Annotated in this window: 11 protein-coding genes, 1 tRNA gene and 1 pseudogene; 4 read left to right on the top strand and 9 right to left on the bottom strand. The window is 69.6% G+C overall.

Features of this window, described 5'->3' with window-relative positions:
- Positions 1-140: 140 nt before the first annotated feature.
- From BGK67_RS32325 to BGK67_RS32310, 4 genes are all read right to left on the bottom strand, one after another.
- Complete coding sequence (locus BGK67_RS32325) at positions 141-692, bottom strand: EF-hand domain-containing protein (protein ID WP_069923377.1); 552 nt, start codon at positions 690-692, stop codon at positions 141-143.
- 135 nt (positions 693-827) lie between these two features.
- Positions 828-3,125 (bottom strand): molybdopterin-dependent oxidoreductase, encoded by a 2,298-nt coding sequence (locus BGK67_RS32320; protein ID WP_069923376.1) that lies wholly within the window; start codon positions 3,123-3,125, stop codon positions 828-830.
- Positions 3,126-3,836: 711 nt separating this feature from the next.
- Positions 3,837-5,147: a lipase gene (locus BGK67_RS32315; RefSeq protein WP_208948771.1), complete on the bottom strand. Its 1,311-nt coding sequence runs from the start codon at positions 5,145-5,147 to the stop codon at positions 3,837-3,839.
- A gap of 185 nt (positions 5,148-5,332) precedes the next feature.
- A complete protein-coding gene (locus BGK67_RS32310) occupies positions 5,333-5,824 on the bottom strand; it encodes a DUF6086 family protein (protein ID WP_244291383.1) in 492 nt (163 codons plus the stop codon).
- 260 nt (positions 5,825-6,084) lie between these two features.
- Here BGK67_RS32310 and BGK67_RS32305 point away from each other — a divergent pair, with 260 nt between their 5' ends.
- A complete protein-coding gene (locus BGK67_RS32305; RefSeq protein WP_069923375.1) occupies positions 6,085-7,050 on the top strand; it encodes a YihY/virulence factor BrkB family protein in 966 nt (321 codons plus the stop codon).
- A 49-nt stretch (positions 7,051-7,099) separates the two neighbouring features.
- Here the strand turns inward: BGK67_RS32305 and BGK67_RS32300 are convergent, their stop codons facing one another.
- Complete coding sequence (locus tag BGK67_RS32300) at positions 7,100-7,552, bottom strand: hypothetical protein (RefSeq protein WP_069923374.1); 453 nt, start codon at positions 7,550-7,552, stop codon at positions 7,100-7,102.
- Positions 7,553-7,887: 335 nt separating this feature from the next.
- On the opposite strand from BGK67_RS32300, the gene BGK67_RS32295 reads away from it, so the two are divergent.
- Together BGK67_RS32295 and BGK67_RS36755 are read left to right on the top strand one after the other, a co-directional pair.
- Complete coding sequence (locus BGK67_RS32295) at positions 7,888-8,061, top strand: CsbD family protein (protein ID WP_069923373.1); 174 nt, start codon at positions 7,888-7,890, stop codon at positions 8,059-8,061.
- Between the two features lie 136 nt (positions 8,062-8,197).
- Positions 8,198-8,682: pseudogene (locus BGK67_RS36755) on the top strand (M55 family metallopeptidase); the annotation flags it as partial.
- Between the two features lie 333 nt (positions 8,683-9,015).
- On the opposite strand, the gene BGK67_RS32285 reads toward BGK67_RS36755, so the two are convergent.
- Positions 9,016-9,624, bottom strand: a complete 609-nt coding sequence (locus tag BGK67_RS32285; protein WP_069923371.1) for a TetR/AcrR family transcriptional regulator — start codon at positions 9,622-9,624, stop codon at positions 9,016-9,018.
- A gap of 154 nt (positions 9,625-9,778) precedes the next feature.
- On the opposite strand from BGK67_RS32285, the gene BGK67_RS32280 reads away from it, so the two are divergent.
- Entirely contained in the window at positions 9,779-10,825 is a 1,047-nt protein-coding gene (locus BGK67_RS32280) for a hypothetical protein (protein WP_069923370.1), read from the top strand.
- Between the two features lie 109 nt (positions 10,826-10,934).
- Here BGK67_RS32280 and BGK67_RS32275 read toward each other — a convergent pair whose 3' ends face one another.
- The 3 genes from BGK67_RS32275 to BGK67_RS32260 form a co-directional block, all read right to left on the bottom strand.
- Positions 10,935-12,380: an oxygenase MpaB family protein gene (locus BGK67_RS32275; RefSeq protein ID WP_069923369.1), complete on the bottom strand. Its 1,446-nt coding sequence runs from the start codon at positions 12,378-12,380 to the stop codon at positions 10,935-10,937.
- A 1,360-nt stretch (positions 12,381-13,740) separates the two neighbouring features.
- The gene (locus tag BGK67_RS32265) at positions 13,741-16,116 is read right to left on the bottom strand and encodes a hypothetical protein (protein WP_432215497.1); all 2,376 of its coding nucleotides are present in this window, start codon (positions 16,114-16,116) and stop codon (positions 13,741-13,743) included.
- Positions 16,116-16,190, bottom strand: a tRNA-Ala gene (locus tag BGK67_RS32260). Before BGK67_RS32260 ends, BGK67_RS32265 begins: the two co-directional genes overlap by 1 nt.
- Positions 16,191-16,350: the final 160 nt, after the last annotated feature.

The raw sequence follows: 16,350 nt of genomic DNA, 5'->3' as shown, positions 1-16,350 counted from the left end.
CCGCCCGAGCGGCCGATGCCCGGTCCGTACGGGCCGGTACAGGTGAGGTCAAGCCAGGCGGACCGGCCTGAGGTCTTCGCGCCGCACGCCCACACCAGCAATGGTGTGGGCGTGCGGGTCCCGGGCCGCATTGGGGGCCGTCAGCCGACGACCCTGCCGAACAGGTGGTTGGCAGGAGCGTCCGGGTCGTTGCCGTAGAAGAACTCCGTGACCGCCTGGTGGAATTCGGCGCGGTCGAGCGCACCGGAGCCGTCCCGGTCCAGAGCGGCGAAGACCGCGGCACAGTCCTCGCCCGGAACGCCGGCGACGGAGTCGAACATCTGCTGGAACTCCGCCCGATCGATCTTGCCGTCTCCGTTGAGATCAACGAGGTCGAAGAAGCAGTTGGTCACCGGCTCGATCTGTTCCGGGTACAGGGCGGGGTCGGTCAGGACCCGCCTGAACCCTTCGGTCATCTCCCGCAGATCGACCTTCCCGTCACCGTCCTGATCCATCGGGGCGATCACGTTCGCCCAGAACCCGTCCATCCCCTCGGTGAGCAGGCGGGCGGTCGCGGTGTCCGGAGCGGTGCCCCGGGCGGCGATGTAACGCTCGCTCATCATTCGGACGTCCCGCTGGGTGATGAACCCGTCGCCGTCGACGTCGGCGCCCCTGAACCACTGGCCGTACTTGAGGTCTTGAAGTGCAGTCATGACTGCGGACAGTATTCACGCCGTCACGCAAGCGCAAACTGCGAGTGGAGAGCCTCTCGGCGGCAGGGCCGGCCTGTTACGCGCCTGACGATGGCGTACCTGGACACCTGCCCGACGAGGCAGGAAGCCTCCGTATCAACGTTCGAGGTGTGGTGGTGTAAAGGCGAGCACGTCAGGAAGGGGATCGCCGTAGACCTCGACGTCGACCAGCGCACTGAGAGCACTCGGTCCTTGGGAAAGGCGCGAGCACGGCCGGTCCGCCGTGAGGACGTTCGGATTGCCGTGGCGGTCCAATGTTCCGCTCAGGCCGGGCTGGACCGGATCCCACCACGCTCCCGTGGACAGTTGTATGACGCCTGGCATGACGTCGTCCGACAGGACTGCGCCCGCGAGACAGCTCCCCCGGTCGTTGTAGACCCGTACGATCATGCCGCTCTCGATGCCGCGCGACGCGGCGTCCCACGGATTGATCGTCACCGGCTCACGGCCACGGATCTTCGAACCGAGGCTGTGGCCACCGTTGTCGTACTGGCTGTGCAGGCGCGAGGCGGGCTGATTCGAGATCAAATGCAGCGGGAACCGGTCCGCCGCGTCGCCATGAAGCCACTCCACTGGTTCGAACCACATCGGATGCCCGGCGCAGTCGTCGTAGCCGAACGAGTCGATCTCCTCGGAGAAGATCTCGATCCGGCCCGACGGCGTCGGCAGGGGGAATCGCTGCGGATCTGAGCGGAGCGCCTCGAAGCTACCGGAAAACGGTCCGGTCGACGCCGGCAGCTCAGCGGTGGAGCTTCGCCAGAAGTCGTCGAAGCTCGGCAAGGCGGCATCGTCGCCGAGTGTGGTCCTCGTCTGCTCGTAAAGGTGTCGGACCCATTCGATCTCGGAGCGCGACTCCGTGAACTCCTGCTCGTATCCGAGCCGGGAGGCCAAGGCCGTGAAGATGTGGTGGTCGGTGCGCGACTCGCCCGCCGGCTCGCGGACCTTCGGCATCGCGACGAGGTGGGGGTCCGAGAATCCGGCGGCGAAGTCGTCGCGCTCCAAGCTGGTGGCGACGGGGAGGACGATGTCCGCGAACTTGGCCGTGGTGTTCCACCAGGCCTCGTGGACCACCACCGTGTCAGGGGTCTGCCAGGCCCGTGTCAACCGATGGAGATCTTGGTGGTGGTGGAACGGGTTCCCTCCGCACCAGTAGATCAGGCGAAGCTCGGGCAACGTGAGGCGCCGGCCGTCGTAGTCGATGGTCCTACCCGGATGCAGCAGGGTGTCGGCGATCCGTGCGACAGGGATGAAATCCGGAACGGGGTTGGACACCTCGGGAATGGTCGCGACGAAGGGGCGGCCTTTGGCAACGCCGGTCGCGTCCATCGTCGCGTAACCCGCACCCCAGCCGCGGCCAGGCCGGCCCATCGAGCCCGCCATGGCGGCCAGCACGACAGACATCCAGATCGGTTGTTCGCCGTGGTCTGCCCGCTGCACCGCGTAGTTGACCATGATGAGAGAACGTTGCGTGGTGAGGCGGCGAGCGAGGTCGGTGATCACGTCGCGACTGATGCCCGTGATCCTCGCTGCCCAGGCAGCGTCCTTGGGGACGCCGTCGAGCTCGCCGACCAAGTAGGAGGCGAAGCGGTCGAACCCGACACTGCACCGGCGAAGGAAGTCCTCATCGTGCCACCCGTTGACCAGCATCGTGTGTGCGATGCCGAGCATCGCGGCGGTGTCGGTGTTGGGGATGACGGGCAGCCACTCGGCGTCGAGGAAGCCGGCGACGTCGCTGCGGATGGGGCTGACGTTCACGAACCGGACCCCGGCCTCACGGCACCGGCGTTGCAGGTTCTGCGTCTGGTGCCTCGCCAGCCCACCAGGGTTGATCTGGCTGTTCTTGAGGGCCAGCCCTCCAAACGCCACCACGAGCTCACAGTTCTCGGCGATCTCGTCCCACATCGGCATCCGGGACTGGTAGCTCCACGGGTGCCCGCCGATCACATGGGGGAGGACGACCTCCAAAGCCGCGGTGCTGTACGTGTTGCGAGAGTCGGTGTATCCCCCGCCTAGCGCCAGGAACCGGTGGAGTTGACCCTGCGCGTTGTGGAACCCGCCCGCGCTCGCCCATCCATAGGAGCCGCCGAACACCGCGGTGTCTCCGTGCTGTGAACGCACTCGCCGCAGTTCATCGCTCACCAGCGTGATCGCGTCGTCCCAGCTCACCTCCACGAAGGCGTCGGCACCTCTGGCCGTGTCGTGGGCGCGCGGCAGGCCGTTCAGCCAGCCCTTGCGCACCGCGGGGCGCAACACGCGAGCGCTGTCGTCGGCGGCTGTCACCATTCCGGGGCCGATGGGCGACGGCGCGGGATCATCACCCTTCGGCTCGATTCGCACCAACCGACCGGAATCGACGACCGCGATGTAACTGCCCCAGTGCGTCGCAACCGACATGCGTCGTTCCACCGTGCATCCACTCCCCCCTGAAGTTTCCCCTGCTCTCGGACAAGCGGTTGCTTACGTCACAGGGGCTCCACTTCAGTCGACGGTCCGCGGGACGGAGACTTCCCCTGAGGCCTGCTGCCCAACCCCGTCGGTGGGTGCGACTGCCAATGGCCGCACAGAAGGCCCGGCCGCATCGACTCGTATCCGGGAGCACCTGTCGGGCAAACGAACTGATGACGAAAGACGCGGCGGGCATGCGAGGAACCCGTACATTCCCGGCAAGGGGATCGATACCTCCCAGCCGGCCCTGCAACACCCCGCGGTCATCGACGAGGGCGAAGCTGCACTCCTGCCCCAGGTTGGTCGAACGGTAGGTCTTCCCGAAGAACGGGACGACGAACAGGTCGTCGCTGAGCGCTGCCGGCCGGGTCATCGTGGAGTCGAGGTAGCCGTAGAGGTCGCCCCTGGTCCCGGTGAGTTCCGACAGAGCCTCGGTCAACGAGGGCGAGGGCCGGTTGCCGCGCCCCACCGGCTCGTCGCCGTACCGCACGTGCGCGTAGGAGTCGGCGTCGCTCTGGCGGTCGGTGCGCGCGTCCAGGGTCGCGATGGCGCGCAACACGGGCTTGCGGCCCGGACCCAGTTGTGCCGGATTCGGTGACGGCGACGACGTTGGGGTGGGCGCCGGCCCAGTTGCTGAGCCCGTACTCGGAGGTCATGCGGTCACTGCTGGCGCAGCCCACCGAACCAGCGCACGATCGATGACGTGGCTGCCACATTGGACCCCAGGTGACGGGATCCGTGGTAGTCGACCTCGCCCAGATCGACGACCGGGGCGTCCACGCCATTGCGGAGCAGAGCCGCCTGGCAGTGTTCGGTGTTCTCGGTGACGGCCTGCTCGTCCCCGGTCGACATGTAGAGCCGAACCGGGGCACGGGGTGCCCAGTCGGTGCATACGGCGTCGGTTGCGCGCAGCGCCTTCGCCAGCGGCCCCGTGGGATGCGTGAGCAACTCGCGGCCGTGCTCGGTCAGCAACTCGTCCACAGTGCCCGGGGTGCCCCGCATCAGCTGCTCCCCCGTGTGGGCGCCGTCGAAGAGCGCCTCGACGGTGCTGTCATAAGGGGCCCGGAAGACCTCGCGAGGACTGTCGTAGATGTGGTGGAGCCGGTTGAACGCGACCAGGGTGTACGCCGCGTACAGCACACTGGATTTGGGTTCCAGCCTCCCCTCGAGCAGCGCGGACAATTCGATGCCGCCGAAGTCGTACGCGCCGCTGACCGGTGCCAGCGCGCCCAACCTGAACCAGCGGTCCGCACCCGCCTCCAGGGCCCGGCCGAGTCCCAGCGCCGCCGAGGCGCCTTGCGAGAAGCCGGTGACCATGACCTCGCGCTTCAGCGCATGTCCGGTGCGGGGCGCGAAGGCACGGGCCGCTCTCAGCATGTCCAGGGACGCCGTGGTCTCGGAGTCGATGTCCATCCAGGGGTGCAAACCGGGTCCCTTACCCATGCCCAGATAGTCGGGCGCGACCGCTGCGGCACCGGCCGCCGCATGCGCGATCACCGGCGCGGACACGAACTTGGCACGCTGCATGGACGGGGAATCATCCTTGTGACTGCCGGTGCCGTGCGCGAAGGAGACCGCCTGTAGCCGTCCCGGGCTGTTGAGCGGCAGCACGAACAGCCCGCTCGCCGTGATGGGTCGTCCGTGCGCATCAACGGTCCGGTAGACCAGCCGGTACGCGACCACGCCGTGCCGGACGGTGTCGTCCTGGAACCCGGCCGCGCCCAGTTCGGCGGCTACGGCCTGCGGAGTCGCGAGGGTGTACAGCTTCTCGGAGGAGACCAGCGTGCCCCGGCCACGCTCCTCGTACTGCGCTTGGGCATGGGCGGCGGCCGGCGTGGCGGCGGTGGCGACGGCCGGTGCGCTCAGCAGCAGGCCGCAGCAGAGGACTGCCGCCTGCGCTCGGCGACCGCCGCGGTACCGGGTTCCGCTGCGTGCCGATGTCGAGGTAGAGATGATCACGAGTTCCCCCAAGTGTGGCCCGATGACTACCCCTTCAGCCTCAGGCGTGACGCACTCCGACGCACGGGTGCAGGCCCCCGGACCCACCTGGTGCCTGCACCCGCTCGGGTTGCCGCCCGAAGGCGGCCACCGCCGCGGGGCGTCCATAGAGCAGCGGGGAGGGATTGCGATCGGTTCCTCCGACTCGGCTGCTCTGGTCAGCGGGGCATGCGCTGTCCCAGCTCCCGGGCCTTCCCGCGCAGGCCCGCGGCCCAGGCTGCGCCTTCCGCAGGCACGGACATCCCAGTGGTGGTGGGTACCTGCACGTCTACGAGTGGGGCTTCCGGGGCGGCTCCGTGCCGTGTCCAGTCCACCTTGATCGCGGCGCGTTCCGCAAGAACGAGCACTGTGGCAATGAAGCCTTCGGAGAGCGCCAGCCAGATGGCGTGGCTCGTACTTCGGTACTTCGCCAGGAGAGCGTTGACGAAGGTTTCGAACGTGTCAGGGCTGATTTGACACTCGTCGTTCTCCATCGGCCCGATGCCTGAAGGGAGTTCCAGCTCCGCCTCGAAGAGCGCTACCTGGCGTTGGAACATGCGGGACGCTCCATTGGATGGGTTCCACAGTGTCTCGTCGCCGATGTCGAAGTACTGGCTCATGGCGGCACCTTTCAGCTGGTCATGACAGACCAGCGTATCCAGGCGGATCATCGCCGTCCTCAGCGTCACGTCTTGGCCAGACCGGATCGCCGACCTGAGCGGCTACTCCACCGGCTGAACCGCCGCCTCCCCCACGTCTGCCGCGCCGCCCGAAACCGGCGGCGCGGTATTCCCAGCTCCTATGTCGCCGACGCTCGAGGACGTCAGCCGGTAGGAGTGGGCGTGACCATCGCGCTGTCCGCCTCCCGGGGACAGCCTGCGTTGCAGCCGGGCGGACGCATGGAAACGGGCCGGCGGAGCACACCTCCTGCATGGGAACAGTGGTGCACGTACCGCAGACGAGGGACATGATCGGTGACGAGTTGTCGGGAGACGAGGCGTGGACCGCGCTGCGCCGCTACGGGGGCCGGCGGCTGGCTTCCGACGCGTTCCTGCGCTTCCGGTACGCCGACGGGTTCAGCTTCGCGCGGGCCCTCGCCTTCCAGTTGGTCATCGGGATGGTGCCGCTCGCCATCGCCCTGGTCGGGGTCTCTGCGGCCGTCCACACCGAAAGCGTCGGACGGCTGATCGAACTGACCTTGGGCGAGATCGTTCCGGCGGCCAGCGCCGAGCTCGTGCGCGAGGGCTTGCTGGCCACCCGCACGCATGCCGGTGCCGACACGGCGGGCACCGTGGCCATGTGGCTGGGCCTCGGTTTCGCCGTACTGAACCTCGCCTCGGCCATGGGCCAGGTCGAGCGCGGGTGCAACCGCATCTACGGGATCGAACGCGACCGGCCGTTCCTGGCGAAGTACGGCCGCAGCCTGCTCCTGGCGGTCGGTGCGGGCGGGCCGCTGGTGCTCGGCTTCCTCGTGACGGTGGCCGGCGGGGCGGTGAGCAAGGCGGTAACGGAGGTGTTCGGCCGGCCCGGGGCGTGGCTGAGCTGGTGGGATTGGGCGAAGGTCCCGGTAGGCGTGGCACTCGCCTGCATGGCATCGGCGGTGGTCCTGCGCTGGGCGCCCCGGCGCGACCAACCGGGCTACACCTGGCTCGCCTTCGGGTCCGTCGTGCAGCTCGCCCTGTGGATCACGGCTACCTGGCTGCTGGCCCTCTATGTGGGGCACAGCGGGTCCTTCGGTTCCTTGTACGGACCGCTGACGGCCCTGATGGCCCTGTTCCTCTGGGCCAACCTCGCCGGCGTCGCACTCTTCTTGGGCGTGGCCTTCGCGGCCCAACTGGAGGCCGCCCGGGCCGGCATCACCAGGCCCGTGCATCCGGATCCCGGTTCCGGGCCCTGAGCGACTGACCGACTGGACGACTGGCCGAATGGCCGAATGGCCGAATGCCTCAGGAGGGGATGGACAGGGACCAGCCGACGATGTCGGCGAGGCGGCCGCGCCACAGTCCGTAGTGCATGGTCTGGTTGGCCGCTCCTGTCAGGAAGGTGGCGTCCCTGAGGTGTACCCAGCGCGGCAGCGGGTCGGTCTCATTCTCTTCGTGCTGCTCTTCCATCACCTGGTTGATCAGTTTGGGCAGCCGGGCGAGAGATTCGGCTCCGGCTCCGGGGAGATCGCGCAGTGCCGCTTCCCATTCCTGGGCGTACGCGTCACGGCTGATCACCTGCCCGTAGATCACCCCGCCGGGGATGTTCAGTGACACTCCGAAGTGGGAGCGGTTCTCCCCGTCCCCGTTCACCAGGCGGATCAGCAGACCGAGCTCGGGATCCAGGAGCGGCTCCACCACCCGTGGGAAGCGCGGCCTCCGCTGCTCGCCGTTGCTCACCTCGGTCTCGTGGGCCATCGGACATCCTCTCGGCAGGGGTTGCACCTCGGGGATGCCCCGAGGCTACGGACTTCCTGTCGGCTGCCCGGGCTCGCACGATCCATCCCCTGGGCGCCTGTCGCGGCCCGACTCCCCTCGACGTGTGGGCCACCTCCGTTCCCGCACGATCACCGACCGACCACACGTCCCCCACACCCCCATGGCAGACACCTACGCCGCCGCTCTGTGACCACCCGCCCCAACCAGGCCGCACGGCGGCCCAGAGGCCCGACCGCAGGGCGGGGGGTTTGCGGGCGGCGATCGCGAGCAGAAGAGCGGTCACGACCAATCCGGTACTACACGAGGAGGTCCCCATGTCGGGCACGGAGAAGAGCAAGGCACACGCCGAGCAGGCCAAGGGCAAGGTCGAGGAGACCGTCGGCCGGGCCACGGGCAACGAGCGCATGACCGCCAAGGGCCAGGCCGACCAGGCCAAGGGCAAGACGCGTCACGCCAAGGAAGACGTCAAGGACGTCTTCCGCCCCTAACCAGGCGGCCAACGCCTCTGAGTCCGGCTGGGCCCCGACCCACTCCCCCAGGGTCGGGGCCCAGCCGCGTCCACCCGCATTCCGAACCGCGGGCAGGCCCTGGCCGACAAGATCAGTTCATGTCAGCCTGGTACACACTGCTGAGGCGAACGCCGTGATCGCCGGTGTCCTGGATGCCGAACCCACGGCCGAGGTACGGGTCTCCGACGCGCACGGCTCTTTCCGCAACCTGCCGCCCGAAGAACTCGACCGCCGGGCGCACCTGGCCCGTGGCACGCCGCGTCCCCTTGGCATGCTCGACGAACTCGACGAAAACACCGACGCGGTCCTGCTCGTCGGTTAGCACGTCCGCGCCGGCGGCGGACCGGCCGTACTGGCACACACCATGAATCGGCCTCAATGCCGCCATGGCTGGCTGGGCGCTGGACGTACCAGTCGTGCTGCTCGGCGGCGATGACAGCGCCTGCGCCGAACTACGACATCTGCTCCCTACCGCCGTCACCGCAAGGGGTCTCACGCGGTGAAAACGGCCGGACAGTCACCTTCACCGCGGCCGACTTCGCCGACGCCTACCGGCTGGTCCTGCTACTCGCGCAGCTCGCCACCATCAAACCTGGCTAGGGTTCAGCCGGCCTTGGCCGGCTTCGCGGCGGTGAGGTGGCGTCGGCCGGGTCGGGCATTCACCTCCCAGACGGCGGGGCCATGAACTCGGGGGCATCCTGCACTGCGGCCCGGGCGCGCCTGCGCAAGAGGACGGCCTAAGCGGACCGAACGCAGCGGTGGACGGCTACGGTGGCCGCCCGGGCCGAGGACGCCGTCACGGTGACGAGCGAGGTCGGGGGCGTGGGCCGGTTCCCGGGTGGTCGCCCTGGCCGTCCTCGGCACCGGCCCCCCGCTCCCGGATCGCTCAGACCGCTTCGCCCTCCGGGAGGAGCACGGCTGCCGGGGCCGTCGCTAGGAGTTGTGCGGCTTCGCCTGAAGGAAGCGGGTCAGGATGAGGCGGAGGGTGGGGAGCTGGTCTGCCGGATCGAAGCCGGGGCTGGTGGCCGCGCTGGTGAAGACCGAGGCGATCAGGGCCGTGATCCACGTCGCAGTACTGTCCGGGTTCAGCCCGGGGTCGATCCGGCCGCCGGCGGCGGCTCGTGTCAGCAGCGCGGCGATCGCCGCGTGCTCGTCGGCGTTGCCGCGGCTCAGCAGCGCTTCGAGCTCGGGGTCGCGGTAGGCCTGGACCATCGCCTCCATCACCAGTGCAGGCACCACCGGCTCGACCGCAGGGGCGGCGAGGTAGTCCACGAGATCCATCAGAGCCTGCAACGGGTCGTCGGCGTCCCGGGCCTGGGCCAGCCGTTCGGCCTTGTCATGGCCCTCCTCGTCGAACACCGCGAGGAAGATCGCGCGTTTGTTGGGGAAGTAGTGGAACAGGTTGCCCGCGCTGATCCCGGCGGTCTTGCAGATCTCGGCGGTTGTGGTGCGCTCGTAGCCCTTGGCCGCGAACAGGCCGGTCGCGGCGTTCAGGATGTGCCGCCGGCGTGCCTGGTGTTTGGCCGGGTCGACCGTTCTCATCGCGCCCTTCCTGACTGAATCTTCGTGGGGGTTCCACCTTAGCGGCCCATGTGCCAATAATAAACCGAGCGCTCGATCTATTATTGGCGAGTCAACCCCTGCCCCCGCGACAAAGGAACGCCCGTGGACTCAGCCCGCACCACCCGCACCCCCGATGCCGCCGCTGTGGCGCAGGCTCGGGCCGATCGTCGGGCTGCTGCTGCTCTCCCCCATCTGCGCCGAGTACCTCATCGGCTACCTGGAGGTCATGGGCCGGCCGGTGGACCTGCTCATCGGGCTGCTGGTCCTGGCCCCGCTCTACGGCACGGCTGCCGTGATGATCCGTGAGGTGATACGCCGGACCGGGCGCGGATGGCCGTCGATCCTCTTGCTGAGCGCCGCGTTCGGCGTGATCCAGGCCGGGCTGGTCGACCAAAGCCTGTTCAACCCCGACTTCGTCGACGAGCCGTCCTGGGATTCGGAGCGGCTCCCCACTGTGATTCCCGCTCTGGGTATCAGCGTCAACCACGTACTGGACTTCGGTGCGGGCCATGTGATCTGGAGCTTCGCCGCGCCGATCGCGGTGATCGACTCCTGCGCGCCGCGGGTGGCCGATCGGCCGTGGCTGGGCAGGGTCGGGATGGGAGTGATGGTTGTGCTCTACGGGCTGGCGGTGCTGGTGATCTTCCGCGAGCACACCAGGGACTTCATGGCCTCGCCCACCCAGCTCGGCGCCGCTGCGGCAGCGGCTGTCGCCTTGGCGGCGGCGGCACTCCTGGTGCCGCATCGCCGCGCGGTGCGGCGTTCCGGGTGGGTGCCGGCGCCGTGGCTGGCCGGGAGCATCGCCATGGTGCTGATGACGGTGCACCACTTGCTGCCCGCGAGCCGGCCGGGGACTGCTCTGGATCTGCTGACACTGGTTCTGCTCGGCGGGCTGGTGGTGCGGTGGTCCGGGCAGGCGCCGTGGGGGCGCGGGCACGCGCTGGCGGTCGGAGGCGCCGCACTGGCGGCCAACGCGGGATTGTCCTTCATGGTCGAGCCACTCGGGGAGGTCTCGTACACCACCAAATACGCAGCCAACGCCGTTCTTGTGCTGGGTGTGCTGGCGCTGCTGTTCTGGGCCCGACGACGCCTGCTCAAAGCCGTTCCCGCACAGGGCCGTCCCGAGCCTCGGGTGGGCACCGAGGGACGGGGAAGCGTGAGCCAGCAAGTGACCGGCTGAACCGCCTTCATCAGCCCGAGCGGCGCAAAGTTGTGGTGCGCGGCCCACGGCGTCACCAGCCCCGCCGCCGCTCCGCTGCGCCACCAGACCCAGCCCAGCCACCGCCCTGCTATGGGCGTCCGAGGAGTTGGCTGCCGGCCGTGCTGTCGGAGCGGGCGGTGAAGTAGTCGGTGAAGGCCTGGACGAATTCTTCTTCGGTGATGCGGCCGTCTCCATCGTTGTCGAGCTGGCGGAAGCCGTGGTTGAGTTCGGCTGGGTGAACCCGGGAGCCGCCGAAGATCGTGCGGTACTCATCGGCGCACAGGTGTCCGCTGCCGTCGGTGTCCACAGCGTGGAAGACCGCGCGAACCGCGACGTGCAGTCCCTGCTCGAGGTAGGCCGGCCCGGAGTCGATTCCGGTGAGCATGGCGGTGACGAACTCCTCGCAGGTCACCTTGCCGTCCTCATCAACATCCATGCCGGTTCGCAACTGCTGCCACCAGGTCTCGAAGGCGGCGTAGACGGGAGCTTCACGTTCCGGGGCGAGTTCGAGCGGCCAGCACACGTTGTGCGCCATGGCCTGCAGATCGGCCGAGCTGATGCGGCCGTCGCCGGTCTGGTCCAGGACCTGGTGGAAGAAGGTCCGCACACGGGCCGGGCGGGAATCGGCACCCTTGCGGCGGCGCGGTGCGGGAAGCCGGACGGGGCTCGCCTCCGGGACAGAAGGATGGTCGGTGGAAGCGGTGGGAGGCTGCGCAGTCGAGGGGATGCCGGTCAGCGGGGTGCGGTAGCGGCGGTGCTCGGGCAGGGCGTTGATCAGCACGCGCATACCGCGGTGCAGGATGAAGGAGAGCAGGGCCGCGCGGCGGGTGCGAGGCAGACCGAAGCGCTCGCGGAAGGCTTCCGGCAGGTCCGCGACGGTCAGCGCACCGATCACGTGAGCGGCCACCGTGCGCACCAGCGGCCAGGCCGGCTTCAGGAGGCGGAGGCGGCGGGGTGCGGGGGCTTCCCGGAGCATGTCGAAGAGCAGGTAGCGCACGGGTTCGCTGTACTCGAGGCGCTCGCGGATCGTGCGGTCCATGTACGCGGGCACGTCCGCGGCCGTGGCCGGGAACAAGTCGTCGGACAGGCCGAACTCGGAACATACCGCACGGAATTCTCCGTACATCTGATCCAGTTCGGACGGCGCCAGCGGGCGTCCGGACAGTTCCCGCATCGCTGTCATGCACTCGTACAGGGTGACCAACACCCACACCCGCACCGCCGGGTCCAACGCCGTGAACGGCCTGCCCTGCTCGTCGGTCCCGGCCAGACGGCGGTGCGTACGTTCCAGACGGGCGATCTCCCGGTGCAGCCCTTCACGGTCGGAGAAGAACAGCCGCTTCCCGCTGTCCATCGTGTGCTCGACACGCCGCCACGGGTGCGCGCGGTAGGTGGAGAAGGTGGCCATGCCCGCGGCAACCGCCGGATCCGCGGTCTGCAGAACCAGCAGCCGCCACGCCACCAGCCCGATCCGCCACTCCCCCAGGGTGCGGCGCAGCAACGAATGGGGACCAGGAAGATCAGCGACAGCCAAGGGAAACGTCTCCTCAAGCACGGGCACAGGAATAGGCAGGGGACGACGGGATGGCGATCATCCAGCTATCCGCCCAGCCCAACGGCCCTGCCTGAATCAGGGAGCGGCCAGGTGCTCGAATTCACCCATCCGGGACGGGCTGACCTTGCTTCGGCCTTGGTCGATCCCATGCCACTGATCGAGGGCGGACAGCCTGATCTCGCTGTTCACGCCGAGGTTCCGGAGGTGACGGTATGGCCTGCCGCCGGAGCGGCTGCGCGTAGTAGGGGCATGACAGGGCCCCGGGACGGGGGCGTCCCGGGGCCAGGAGTCGCGGCCACCGCAAGGGGGGAGCGGTCGTACACTGACCCGACGATATGGATAAACGATTCACCAGAGGGTCGGTTACGGACGGGATTCGAGCCTGCACGGTCTCCAGGTAGGTGCCAGGACGTCGAAGTCTCGACCATCACCTGGGCCGTCATGCGTGTCCATGCCCGTGACGCTCCCCCGACTACGTTGCCGGTACACCCGGCGCACGCAGCACTCCTCACCCGGTAGCGCTCCCCCAGCCTTCTCCTCAGCCGAACGCGCGGCCGGCGGGTGCGGGCCGCTGCCTGTGGGCTCGGATCCGACACCTCCCCGCCGCGCGCACGCACGTCGGCGAGACTTCTCTGCGCGCTGGAACGTTCCTGTGGTCCATTGGCAGCCCAACGACCCCACGCCGGGCGCCGTGGGGGCCCGCAACCGCCCGTCACCCGTAGACCCGCAACGGTGCGACGGGTACGCCTCCCTTGGGCGCCATCGGTCCGGGTTCAAGATCCGAAGACGAGCAGTACGCGCGGTGCGTCGGGCAGGTCTTCAGGGGCGGTGGCGGTGCCGGTCAAGGGCATCAGGTGCCCGTTGTCGCAGGCGCCGGCCTGCTGATGGTCGATCTCCCAATCCCGGCCGGCCGGCATCGCGAGGGAACTGGTGGCGTAGAGAGGCCGGCGGCAGGAGCGACACCAGTAGAACGACCGCCCCGTCACCCCTGCGCCCCCTCACGCGGACTCGCCACGACTTCGACTGCGGACGGTAAGGCCGGACCCAGCGCTCTGGTGCGGACCGGAGGGCGGAAGCCCGGAACGAAAAAGCGGAATACATCATTCACGTGAGCTGAAACGATCCGCCAGCCTCCACGTCACCCTTCCACAAGAGAGTCTGCCTGCTGGCCGAGCACCCGGGCATGGCCGGCACCGCGCAGCGGGCGGCGGCCTCCAGGCGCAAAGCCGCGACCTCAAGAGGTCGCGAGCGGCCAGCCCTTCGGACGCTGGGGAGCGCCGGGGCTCTCCCTCCGCAGCCGTGCGGAGTCCCGGCACGGCCGGGGCGGTCCGCTGAGGCTTCAGGTTCGGTGCGTCGCCGTGTGGTTGTGCTTCGGCGCCTCGATGGCGCGCATCCAGTGCCCGTCCGCGCTCCAGCCGAGCAGCCGACGGGCGCGGCCGTGCTCGGCCGTGCCGTCCGGTCCGAAGGAGGCACCCGCCGCCACCAGGCGCAGCCCGGCGAGGGCCGGGGCGAGCCGGGCCCGTACGAGCGGCGTCCGGCGCGTGCTGTCCGCCTCGATCCACGCCAGTACGGCCACCCGTTCCGCCTCCTCACACAGCGAGAGGTGGAACAGCATCTGCCGCCACGCGTACGCGGCGTCCTTGACGGCGGACGGCGTCGGGGTGCCCGCCGTCCGGTTCACCAGCCGGCACACCGTGTCGAAGCAGTCCCGGGCCAGTGCCGCCCAGCCCGCCGGCGGGGCGATCCGCACCCGGCTGACCAGGGTGGCCAAATTGTGGGTCGTGAGGATCTGGGCCTGCTCGATGACCGTGCCGTTCACGGCCGGACGCCAACTCCTCCCCTTGCTCCCGGCGCGCTCGGCGCACAGCTCCGCGAACTGCTCGGCGCTGCGGGAGGGCCGCCCGCGCAGCGCGGTCTCCGCGGCCTGCGCGACCGCCATCGCGCGCAGCCCCGCGTAATCGATGCCGTAGTACCGCTCGTACAGGCTCCCTTCGAGCAGGTCGGCGGCGATCCGCGCCGCCACGAGGAACTTCGGGCTGAAGGTCCCCATGAAGATGTCGGCGGCGAGTTCCTCCACGAACGGGGTGCCCAGTTCCGCCTGCCGGCCCAACTGCGACAGCTCCCGTACCAGCGGATTGGGCAGCACGGTCGCGGGGAAGGCGGACACGGCCAGCTCACCGAGCCTGCGCACCGCCTCTTCGGCCTGATCGTGGGCTCCCGGGTCGGTGCTGCGGTGCGCGGAGACCGAGCGCAGCCAAGGGAGTTCCTCGATCCGCACCTGGTGCTGGAGGTTCAGCAGCAGCAGGGAGCGGCGGCCCCGGAAGGCTCGGTAGGTTCCCGCCATCAGGTTCCGCAGCGGCTCGTCGGCGTACTGGCCTGCGGTGACGGCGGCGACGAGCTGCGGCACCAGCTCCGCCAGTACCTCGGCGGACACCACCACCCCGCGCTTCACCAGTTCTTCCAAGGGGGCACTGAGGGCGGCGCGGACGGGCTTCCCGATCGCCGGCGGTACGGCCGCGCCCACGGGCAGGCCGGTCTCCAGAGCCTCTCGCTCGGTCACCGGGGCCAACGGCGCGTCCACGTCGGCCGTTCCGCTGTCCTGGTCGAGCCGGGAGAGCCTGCGCAGGACCAGCGCGGCCAGCGCGTGGTGTGCGGGCAGTGCTGCCTGGTCGGCCTGGAGCCGCCGCAGGCGGGTGTGCTCGGGGGAGCCGGGCGCGCCGCGCTTGGCGACCATCGACGTGACAACCGTCCGCAGCAGTCCAGTGAGCCGGGGGGCCGGGGCGCGGCCCGCCAGTTCCTCCTCCAGCGCCCGGCGGAGGACGGCGGCGTTCGACTTCGGGTCCCGGTGCTTGGTGCAGCGGGTGTGCGCCGCGGCGAGGGCTTCGTAACGTGCCAGCAGGGAGGCGCCGTCCGCATGCCAGCACGGGTCGGGTCTACCGGAGGCGGCCGCCAGCCGGTGGGCGAGCAGTTCGTCCTCGAAGGGCGCCCAGACGGTGAGCGCCTCCCGCTGGGCCTCCACGGCCGCGTTGGGCCGGCGGCGGGCGAGCGCGGCACCAGCCTCGCCGACGGTCCGGCGGTACACGGCGCCCGCTCCGGCCGACGGCCGGTCGGCGGGGCGCGGCAGGAAGCGCAGCCGGTCGGCGAACGGACGGATCGCGGTGACGAGTTCGGCGGCGGCGTCGAAGTCCTCGGCGCGCACCAGCCAGGCCACGGTGGGCAGGGCGGCCTCTTCGGGCACGCGGACGTCGTAGTGCCCGCTGTCGAGCAGGGACCACAGGTGAGCCAGGCCGTCCTCGGTGAGGAAGTGGGCGAACAGGTCCGAGCGTGTCGCCGGTACTCCGGCCAACCGGGCGGCCTCCTCCTCGTACGGCAGGAGCGGACCGCCGGCCGCGGCGGAGCCGGTGGCGAACCCGCCGGTGACCACCTCCGGCGTCACCCAGGCGGGCAGATCGGCCACCGGGGTACGCGATCCGATGGTCAGGGAACCCGAGGCGATGCCGGCCAGGACCTGACGCCACCGATCAGCCCGGGAGCGGGCGCGCTCGCGCGTGGTGGCGTCCTCGTGGAGGGTCGAGGTCCGCAGGGCCCGGTCCAGCCGGCGCGCGGCGTAGGAGGCGGAAGGGGACACCGGTGCGGCTGCGGACACGGACACGGACTCGACTGTGGTGTTCGAAGCGGACCGGCTCGGGTGCTGCTTGTCAGCGTGTGTGTTCATGGCCGACGTGGCAGGTTCTGCCCCTGCGCCCTCCGGGAAGCAAGCCCGGCGCTCTGCTGCTGAGCTACACGTCGTGGTGGTGGTCGAACCTATGCGGTGACCGGCACCGACACAAAGGCTTTTGGGGTGTATCGCCGGGGGTTCGCAGCTGTGTTGGTGGAGGGGTGAGACAACCGTTCCGCTCCTCCGATGACCTGGTCGGTGCAAGGGGCATGGCTGCGCCCCACCGTCCGC

Origin of the sequence: Streptomyces subrutilus, from assembly GCF_001746425.1 — a bacterium.
Lineage (GTDB): Bacteria > Actinomycetota > Actinomycetes > Streptomycetales > Streptomycetaceae > Streptomyces > Streptomyces subrutilus_A.
The sequence above is the reverse complement of the archived record's forward strand: the minus strand, read 5'-3'. Positions and strand labels throughout refer to the sequence as shown.

Bases quoted from the DNA above. Each gene is read 5' to 3' on its own strand.
- BGK67_RS32325 (WP_069923377.1), bottom strand. From the start codon at position 692: ATGACTGCACTTCAAGACCTCAAGTACGGCCAGTGGTTCAGGGGCGCC.
- BGK67_RS32320 (WP_069923376.1), bottom strand. From the start codon at position 3,125: ATGTCGGTTGCGACGCACTGGGGCAGTTACATCGCGGTCGTCGATTCC.
- BGK67_RS32310 (WP_244291383.1), bottom strand. From the start codon at position 5,824: ATGATCCGCCTGGATACGCTGGTCTGTCATGACCAGCTGAAAGGTGCC.
- BGK67_RS32305 (WP_069923375.1), top strand. From the start codon at position 6,085: ATGGGAACAGTGGTGCACGTACCGCAGACGAGGGACATGATCGGTGAC.
- BGK67_RS32300 (WP_069923374.1), bottom strand. From the start codon at position 7,552: ATGGCCCACGAGACCGAGGTGAGCAACGGCGAGCAGCGGAGGCCGCGC.
- BGK67_RS32295 (WP_069923373.1), top strand. From the start codon at position 7,888: ATGTCGGGCACGGAGAAGAGCAAGGCACACGCCGAGCAGGCCAAGGGC.
- BGK67_RS32285 (WP_069923371.1), bottom strand. From the start codon at position 9,624: ATGAGAACGGTCGACCCGGCCAAACACCAGGCACGCCGGCGGCACATC.
- BGK67_RS32280 (WP_069923370.1), top strand. From the start codon at position 9,779: ATGCCGCCGCTGTGGCGCAGGCTCGGGCCGATCGTCGGGCTGCTGCTG.
- BGK67_RS32265 (WP_432215497.1), bottom strand. From the start codon at position 16,116: ATGAACACACACGCTGACAAGCAGCACCCGAGCCGGTCCGCTTCGAAC.